The 3,613-nt window shown below is 55.4% G+C and carries 2 protein-coding genes and 1 pseudogene; all 3 read left to right on the forward strand.

Annotated features, from left to right (window positions below):
- On the forward strand, window positions 1-1,781 hold a 1,781-nt coding region (locus BMY73_RS27655; RefSeq protein WP_305882062.1), incomplete at its 5' end, for an RHS repeat-associated core domain-containing protein.
- A 252-nt stretch (window positions 1,782-2,033) separates the two neighbouring features.
- Window positions 2,034-3,347, forward strand: a complete 1,314-nt coding sequence (locus BMY73_RS27660) for an RHS repeat domain-containing protein (protein ID WP_092411104.1) — start codon at window positions 2,034-2,036, stop codon at window positions 3,345-3,347.
- 3 nt (window positions 3,348-3,350) lie between these two features.
- Window positions 3,351-3,613 (forward strand): annotated as a pseudogene (locus tag BMY73_RS27665) (RHS repeat protein); the annotation flags it as partial.

A 3,613-nucleotide genomic window follows, 5' to 3' on the forward strand; every position in this document is an offset into this window, starting at 1 on the left:
GCTACTTCGCCAACCAGCAAGTTGAACCGCTGCGCACATTTGCCTACGACACGTTGTATCAATTGATCGAAGCCACCGGGTATGAGGCGAAAACGTTGAGTCGTGGCCCTGGCAACGATGCGTTTCGCACCTTCGCCCAGGCGGACGAACTCGGTGGCTATACCCAGCGTTATGACTACGACGCAGGCGGAAATCTGCAAACGCTGGTGCATGTCGGGGTGCAAAACTTCACCCGACGCTTTGCCACGGCGAGCACGAGTAATCGCAGTGTGTTGCAAACAGCGGATCAGCCGCCGAGCGAGGAGCAGATCGTTGCGAATTTCGACCCGAACGGTAATTTGCGAACGCTACAGGCGGGTCAGGATTTGGCTTGGGACTTTCGCAACCAGCTGAGCGAAGTCACGCCGGTGGAGCGCGAGTCCGGCATTAATGACAGTGAGGTCTATCGCTACGACGCAGCGGGCATGCGCGTGCGTAAAGTCAGGATCACCCAGGCCAAAACCGTCGCCCACCATAACGAAGTGCGTTACCTGCCGAGCCTGGAAATCCGCACGAACACGGCGACGGGAGAAGTGCTGCATGTCGTCACCGCCACCGCGGGCCGCAGCGATGTGCGGGTGTTGCACTGGCAAGCCGGAAAGCCGGAGACCCTCGAAAACGATCAGGTTCGCTACAGCCTTTCTGACCATCTGGGCTCTAGCACACTGGAACTGGATGCCAAGGCGCAACTGCTCAGCCAGGAAATCTATTACCCGTATGGCGAGACGGCGTGGTTCGCTGGACGTAGCGAAGTGGAGGTCAGCTACAAGACGATTCGTTATTCAGGCAAGGAGCGGGATGCGACGGGGCTTTATTATTACGGTTTGAGGTATTACGCGCCGTGGTTGATGCGATGGATTAATCCGGATCCGGCGGGGCATGTCGATGGACCAAACCTGTATCGGATGGTGCGCAATAGTCCTGTTACGTTGGTGGATGACTTGGGGCGAAAACCTACGGTCCCTAACGAAATCCACTACATTTGGTTAGGTAAGGACCCTCCCGTAAGCTATGTAAAAAACGTCGGGGAGACTGCCAGGTTAAATCCCGATTATAAGGTGATTTTGCATCTGGATCTTGTAAAGGGTGTCGATGCTTCGTGGATGAAGAATGCATTAAAGAAGCAGGCTAATGCTAATGTTTCCGTGTTGCGTGAAGAGTCGTTTTTTAAAGAATTTGAGCGCACCGCCTCCTATAAGATTTACTCAAATTTGTACGGCTCGGATAAGCGCAACTATGCAGCTGCCAGCGATGTTTTGAGGTATAGCTTAATTAACCACTATGGTGGTGTTTACTCGGACATGGATGATCACTTTGAGAAAGGGCTAAAGCCCAAAATCTTTTCAAGTAAACCGGGTCGTGTTTATACGTTGCATCCTGTCAGGCCCCCTTGGGCCCCTTCTGAAATGCTGGTGCCCAACAGCTCATTTGCGGCCCATGCTGACAATAAAAATTTGACGCTCCTCATCAAAACGGTAGAGAGTCGAGCCGAAAAATATATGGAAAGAGGGCTTGGAGAAACGTTTCTCGCCCAAGAGGACTGGAAGGGACGAATGCAGTTTGTGTCAGAAGTGACGGGGCCGAAAGTGTTTACTGACGTCCTGACCCATCAAAGTCCGGGTTATAAAAATCTCATCGCCGACATAAAAAGGACGGGGGGGAAAACGTTCACCGACGAAGGGAAAAAACGAATGCCGTTGCACAACTTTATAGAAATCGGTAGCGGCCATTCCTGGCGGTAACGATCATGAGAGATCAGGCGTTGAAGCGCCTTGCGATTTACGCTCGACTGCGGAAAAGCGGGCGTGCGTACCGTTGCGTCTGTTTAAGTCTTCAATTGCCTGCGGTGCAGCACGCAGAATTGCGCTTCGGAGTAAACTGCCCATGGATATTCCCGGTCCATCAGATGCCAGTCTTTACCCGTTTGTCTGCCTGTTGGGTCCGGTCTAAAGCGCCGATGTATGCTTTGAACAGTACAACAGGACGATTCCGCCATGGTCGGCACCGCGCGCCTCCTCCACGTCCACACTCCGACTTTGCAGGCTATAGACGCTCGGGGCCTGGTTGTGCGCTCAGTGGGCTGGCATCGGCAGACTGATGGTGATTCTGCGGTCGCCAGAATCCACCGTGCGGCCTTTGACCTTGCCGGGCGTAAGACGCATCGCTGGGACGCAAGGCTTTTTGTCGAAGAGAGTGCCCGCGCGAACCTCACCCACATCCATTCTCTGTCCGGCCAAGTGCTGGGGCGTGACAGTGTTGACTCAGGATGGCAGGTCAGCTTACCCGGCGACGCGGGTCAAGTGAGGGCAAGCTGGGACGGCCGGGGCACACGACGGCGGGTGGACTATGACGGTTTGCTCAGGTCCGTGGCGATATTTGAAAAGCCAGCGCAGGCGCTGGAGCAATGCATTGAGCTTTTTGATTATGCCGGGCCGCAGGACAATCCCGCCAATCAGTGCGGGCAGCTGACGCGTCACGATGACATGGTAGGTTCGGTGTCATATTCACAGTTCGGTATATCGGGCGTGGTCCTGGAGCAGGCACGGCGGTTTCTGACAGGCCTTGAATTACCCAACTGGCCCGGGTCTGTTTCCTTGCTTGAGGCAGGAAGCGGCGCAAGCACGCGCTGGCGATACGGCCCTGCTGGCGACGTGCTGCAAGAAACCGACACCATGGGAAATGTACGGCTATATAGCCAGACGGTATCGGGCGAGCTCAGGCAGTTCAGGCTGAACACACCGGAGCAAGGAGTCCGAACGCTGATCAGTGATATGGTCTACGACGCCCAAGGGCGGCTTTCCTGCGAGATTACGGGCAATGGCGTCGTTACATCCCTCCATAACGACCCGTTGGACGGTCGCTTGACCAGAGTCAGTACCGACTACGGCCAACGGCAGGATCTGCATTACACCTACGATCCGGTCGGCAATGTCGTCAGTATCCAGGATCACGCCCAGCCCACCCGGTACTTTGCCAATCAACAGATCGAGCCGTTGCGCACGTTTGCTTACGACACGTTGTACCAACTGATTGAGGCGACTGGTTATGAAGCCGTCGACACTCGACGAGGTCTCGGTACTGACAAATGTCGCCAGTTCTCGACGGGCAATGAACTCGTCCTCTACACAGAGCGTTATGAATATGACGCAGGTCGGAATCTGCGAACACTGGTGCATGTGGGGGCTCGGAATTTCACTCGACGATTTGCGACGGCTTGGGACAGTAATCGCAGTCTGCTGGACACCGGCGCGCAACCACCGAATGAAGAGCAGATTGCTAACGCCTTTGACGCCAACGGTAATCTGTGAGCCTTGCAACCTGATCAGACGTTGCAGTGGGATGTGCGTGATCAACTCAGCGAAGTCACGCCTGTAGTACGTGAGTCTGGCGTCAATGACAGTGAGGTCTATCGCTACGACGCAGCGGGCATGCGCGTGCGTAAAGTCAGGATCACACAAGCCAAAACCGTCGCCCACCATAACGAAGTGCGTTACCTGCCGGGCCTGGAGATCCGCACGAACACGGCGACGGGCGAAGTGCTGCACGTCATCACCGTCACCGCGGGCCGCAGCGA

Origin of the sequence: Pseudomonas sp. NFACC02 (assembly GCF_900110765.1) — a bacterium.
In the GTDB taxonomy this organism is placed as follows: domain Bacteria; phylum Pseudomonadota; class Gammaproteobacteria; order Pseudomonadales; family Pseudomonadaceae; genus Aquipseudomonas.